Origin of the sequence: Actinokineospora sp. (assembly GCF_050699995.1) — a bacterium.
Taxonomy (GTDB): domain Bacteria; phylum Actinomycetota; class Actinomycetes; order Mycobacteriales; family Pseudonocardiaceae; genus Actinokineospora.
The window spans coordinates 1-5,765 of the sequence record NZ_JBOHGC010000547.1 but is presented as its reverse complement, the minus strand read 5'-3'; the positions used below and the strand labels follow the sequence as shown (position 1 = coordinate 5,765).

The 5,765-nt window shown below is 72.5% G+C and carries 2 protein-coding genes; both read right to left on the bottom strand.

Annotated elements, in window-relative coordinates:
- Positions 1-2,361: acyltransferase domain-containing protein (locus tag ACRDSQ_RS26690; protein ID WP_431424752.1), on the bottom strand; the 2,361-nt coding region annotated here is incomplete at its 3' end.
- A 4-nt stretch (positions 2,362-2,365) separates the two neighbouring features.
- Positions 2,366-5,765 (bottom strand): SDR family NAD(P)-dependent oxidoreductase (locus tag ACRDSQ_RS26685; protein ID WP_431424751.1); only part of this gene is annotated, 3,400 nt, incomplete at its 5' end.

Here is a 5,765-nt window from a genome sequence, read left to right as displayed (position 1 = left end):
GGGGAACAGCGGGCCGTAGCCGTCGTCCCAGAGCCTGCCGCGCACGGCGTCCTTGACCACGATCCGGCGCAGCAGCCAGCGCCGCCGCTGGGTCGGGTCGCACGCCTCGTACTCCGCGATCTCCGCTGCGCCAAGGTATTTGCGCAGGTAGAACTCGCGGGAAGCCAGCCCGGGCCAGCGTTCCGCGGCGGCCCACCAGCCGCCTTCGGCCCGCCACGACAGGGTGCTGGTCTCCGGGAACCGGTGCACCGACCCGATCGCGGCGTCGCTGTCGAACCGGGTGTCGGTCCAGCCCTCGATCGACACCGCCACCTCACCGCCCGCGGTCACCTGGGCGTCGGCCCGCACGGTGCCCAGATCGATGCCGGTGACCCGCATCGAGCAGTCCACAGTGGACCCGATGCCGGGAACCGGTCGGTGGAACCGGATCCGGCTGATCGCGATGGGGAAGGCGATCCAGCGCTGCGGGTGGTTCTCCACCAGCCAGTGGCCGATGACCTGGCCGACGTTGTCGAGCAAGGCGCCCGGCGCCTCGGGCACCGTGATCTCCGCGCGGGCGTCGTCGTCGGACACCGCGAGGGTGCGGCTGATCCCTTGGTACGACGGGCCGTGGAAGAGCCAGCGCTGGGCGTAGAGGTCCGACGCCGACAGGCTCGGCGCCCGCTCCGCCAGCTTGTGCGGCCACGCCCGAGGAGCCTGCGGGTAGCTGTCGCCCAGCACGATCGTGCCGTCGGCGTAGTCCCCAAGTCGGACTTCGACCCGGTCGCTGTCCAATGGCCGCACCGAGACGGCGACCTCGGTCGCGGGCGCGGCGACCAGCCAGCGACGGAAGCGCAGGTTGTCGACACCGACGACGACCCGGCCGGGTGCGGCCGAGCGGGCGGCATCGATCAGGTGCTGCACAACGGTCGTCGCCGGGACGACGGGCCGGAGGTCGGTCTCGTCGGGCCAGCCCTCGCGCTGCCGGGCGAAGCAGTGGTCGGCGAGATAGGGCATGTCCGAGGTGGACACGGTCAGGCTGAACTCGCGCGGCGCCATGGCGGGGCGGCCCGCCGCGGTGAGGACGGCGGCGACGGCGTCGGTGGTGTCGTCGATGAGCGCGGTCAGCTCGCGCAGCGCGGGGAATCGCACCGCCAGCTCGCTCAGCCGGGACAGACTCGGCTCGGCGGGCTCCTCGGCCTTGCGCGGGACGAGCGCGGTGAAGTCCGGATTGCCGCCCTCGGCCCACAAAGCGGTCGCGACCCGGCGCAGCTGGTCGACACCGGAACGCTGCCCGGAGTTGGCCGCGACGGTGAGGTGGACGGCATCGCGGAGCGTGTCGTCGATCAGCGAACCGAGCTGGCCGGGGCCCGCCTGGATGAAGACGCGGACACCGGAGTCGTAGAGGGCTTGGACGGTGGCGCGGAACCGGACGGGTTCGACCAGGTGCCGCACGCACAGCTCACGGGCGAGCACCGGGTCGTCCGGGAACGTGCTCGCGGTGTTCGCCGACCAGACCGGGATGACGGCCGGGTGCATCCGCAGGCTGGGCACGCACTGCTCGAACTCGCCGAGGAACGGCGCCAGCATCGGCGTGTGGAAGCCGGAGCGGAACGGCAGCACCTGGCAGATCACCGCCGCCGCGCGCATCCGCTCGACCAGCTCGGCGATGTGGTCCGCCTGCCCGCACACGACGGTCTGGTTGGTGGAGTTCTCGTGGGAGATCACCAGGTCCGGGCTGTGCGCGATGGCTTCGGCGGCGCGGGCGGCCGGGCAGCCGAGCACCGCGAACTCGACGCCGGGCACGCGCAGCGCGTCGAGGTCGGTGCGGGTGAGCATGGCGTCGAAGTCCTCGCCGGAGACGACGCCGCCCGCGATCATCGCCGTCCACTCGCCGACGCTGTGCCCGGCGACGGCGTCCGGCACGATCGCCATCCGGCGCAGCGCCGCGTCGAGCAGCCTGCCGACCGCGAGGACCGCGCCGCCGTGCCTGCCGACGGTCTGGGTGCCCAGGTCGGGCACCGGCACGCCGAGCAGGTCGGCGATGTCGTCGATCCGCGGGGCGAAGTCGGCTTCCAGACCGGGGAAGACGAACGCCGTCCGGCCGCCGCGAAGCAGCTGGTCGGGGCTGAACCACACGTCGTCACGGCCACGCAGGGCCCGGCCCCTCGCGACGACCTTGCGGGCCAGGGCGAGCCTGCGCGGGGTCGGGTCGACGATGCCGAGGCGGGCGCCGACCGCCGTGCCGGGTGGCAGGGCGAGGACGTCGGTGTCGGACCGGTCGAGCAGTGCGGACAGCTCGGCCGGGCTGGCGGCGGCCAGCAGCAGCACCCGCTCCGGCTCGGTGATGGCGTGGGTCCCGAGGATGTCGATGGCGGTCATCGCCTCACCACTCCGAAGCCGAGTACACGACGGCCCCCTGGGCCGGGTCGCCCCAGGCCAGTTCGCGCAGCAGGCCGGCGACCCCGTCGGCCGGGTCGAGCAGCTTGATCCCGCGCTCGGCGTAGGAGCGGCCCAGCTCGGCGCTGACCATGCCGCTGTGCTTGCCGACCGGGGCCCACGGTCCCCAGTGGACAGTGAGCGCGCGGTTTCCGGTGCGCCGCGACCAGTCCGCCGCCATGCTTTCGATGGCGTCGTTGGCGGCGGCGTAGTCGGCCTGGCCCCGGTTGCCCAGGGCGGCGGCGATGCTGCCGAAGAAGACGACGAACTTCGTGTCGACTGCCAGGTCGCCCAGCTCGGCGAGCAGCGCGTTCGCCCCGTCGACCTTGGTGCCGTAGACCCGCTCGAACGACTTCGGGTCCTTCTCGGCGACCAGCCGGTCCTCGATGACACCCGCCGCGTAGACGACGCCGTCGAGCCTGCCGTGCGCGGTGTGCACCTGCTTGATCAGTTGCCGCACCGCGTCGCCGTCGCGGACGTCGAGGGTGTGGTACTCGGCGGTCGCGCCGGTGCCTCTGATCTCCCGGAGGGTCGCGGTGACCTCTCTGCGCGCGAGGATCTCGCGGGCTTCCCGCTCGATTCCCGCGAGGTCGCGGCCACCGAGACCGGCCAGCGCGGACCGCAACCCGGCCAGGTCGCGGGCGACGAGGACGGCCGGGGGCTCCGGCTCGGCGTCGAGCACGGTGCGGCCCGCGAGTTCGAGGTGGCAGCCCGCGGCCTCGCCGATCGCAAGGGCGACCTGGGCGGTGATGCCGCGCGCTCCGCCGATGAGCAGCACGACGGAGTCGCGGGTCAGCCCGACGGCTTCGGCCTCAGCCGCGCCGATGCCCGCCGGTCCCGCGCCGGACGTGGCGAGGGCGCCCAGTGCCTTGGGCACCATGCGGTAGGCCCGCCTGCCGTCGGCGGTGACGACCACGGCGGGCTCGTCGCGGCCGGTGAGGACCTCGGTGAGGATCAGCTCGGCGGTCTGGTCGTGGGTCATGGCCGGGTCCAGCTCGATGTGCCTGGCCACCAGGTCGGGGTATTCGCGGTGCAGGGAACGGAAAAGTCCCCGCAGCCCGGCGGCCACCGGCGTTGCGGCCGAGGCCGCCAGCACCCACTTCGGCCCGCGGGCGAGGGCGGACTTCAGCAGCGCGAACGTGCCGGGAAGCACGGTGTCCTCGTCGTGCAGTGCGTGCAGCGAGATGAGGCCGTCGACCCGGTCGACGTCGGCGGCCAGCTCCGGCCTGCCCTGGAAGGGGATGGCCAGCGCGCCGCGGGCGGAGAGCTGGTCGGCCAGTTCGGTGGCCAGCGCCGGGGCGCCGCCCGCGATCAGGATGTGCTTGCCGACGAGAGCCGTCAGGTCATCGCTCGGCTCGGCGTCGACGTCCACCAACTCCAGCACGTAGCGCTGCGCGGGCGATCCCTCGATAGCCCCGGACGACGCCTTGTCCGCCACGGACCCCGCCATGGCGGCGGCGGTGCGGGCCTTGACCAGCACGTCGACCTGGTCCTGCCCCAACCCAAGCCGCGAAGCGACCTCGCCCGCGATCTCGGTGCGCTTGATCGAGTCGATGCTCAGGTCGGCTTCGAGGTCGATCGTCGGACTGATCATCTCCGGCGGGTAGCCGGTGCGGGCGGCGATCACCTCGATCACCAAGTCGAGGGGACCGACCGCGGAATCCGTTGCCACCACGGCAGGTTCGGTCGGAGCGGGAGCATCCGTCCCAGTCGCCTGCGCCATGGCGGCCGCGGTCCGCGCTTTGACCAGCACGTCAACCTGCCCCTGACCCAGCCCAAGCCGAGACGCGACCTCACCGGCGATTTCCGTGCGCTTGATCGAATCCACACTCAGATCCGCTTCCAGATCCACCGCCGGATCGATCATCTCCACCGGATACCCGGTACGAGCCGCGATCACCTCGACCACCACCGTCAGCGCGTCCGGCGACGCCGCGACAGCCGCCGGGCGGGCCGCCACCGGCTCCAAGACCGGCCGCGTCACGGGATTCACAACCGGCTCCGCCGCAGGCGCCGAACCCAGGTAGCCCAGCAGCACATCCCGCTGCGCGGCGATGAGTTCCCGGCTGGTGCGCAGGAAGTCGCTCACCATCTCGTCGCGGTCCGACGCGGCGGGCACCGACACCGCGGGACCCGCCAACGTGACCTTGCGTGCGGGCGCCAAGCCCACGTAGCCGCCTGCCACGGTTCGGACGAAGCTGCCGTCGATCGTCCACCCTGGGCGCGCGGGCGGCGTGAGGGTGCTGACGTCCCTGGCGTCACGTCCGCTGAACAGCCAGCCGGTGCGGACGTCGATCCCCGCGACCGCCAGCCGGGCCACCGCGTCGAGGAAGCCGGGGAGGCCGCCGTTGTCGACAGCGATCACGGTGTGCGGCCGGTCGCCGAGGATGCGGCCGACGAGTCCACTGAGGACCCGACCGGCGCCCGCCTCTAGGAAGATCCGCACCCCGTCGGCGTGCATCGCCTCGATCTGCTCGGCGAAGCGGACCGGGGAGCCGATCTGGGCGGCCAGTTCGGCCCGGACACGGTCGGGGTCCGTCGGGTACGCGCTCGCGGTGCGGTTGGACCACACGGGGACCTCGGGCGCGCTGACCGGCACACCGGCCAGCACCTCGGCGAAAGTCGAGCCCGCGCCCGCCACGAGAGGGCTGTGGAACGCGCACGCCACCGAGATGCGCTGGGCCGACAAACCTGCCGCGCGCAACGCTTCCAGGGCCGCTTCGACATCAGCGGTCGGCCCGGAGACCACGACCTGCCGCGGACCGTTGTCGTTGGCGATGACCACGGTTCCGAACAGCCCGTCAAGCACGGCTGCCGTCTCTGCGCGGCTCGCGGAGACGGCGGCCATCGTGCCGGGGTCGTCGCCCGCGGCACCGAGGATGGCCTCGGCGCGGGCGGTGCTCACACTTATCAGCGTGCCCGCGTCGAGCCGCGCGTCGTCGAGCAACGCCAGGTTGGACACCATCGTGAAGTCGAGCTGCTTGCCGGCGGCGCGATTCTTGTCGCGCGCGTACTCGATGATGTGCTGCACGACCGCGTAATTCACGAGCGGCTCGCCGCCCTGGAACTCGATCGTCACCCACGGGCTGGTGGTCTGGAAGACGAGATCGACCGTGCGCTCCGCGATCTCGGGCGTCATGTCGGTGTGCACGGCGTCCATGTCGGCGCGCGAGGCGTGGCAATACAGGCACGTCTCGTTGCAGCGGAGCGTCACCACGATCATGTGCAGGTTCGGCCCGTAGTGGAGGAACCGCTTGCGCTTCGCGAGCCGCTCGGACGCCTTGCGCGCGTCGTACGTCGCGCGCACGAAGTTGCCCTCGGAGAGCTTGCGGTAGAGCTCCGACGCG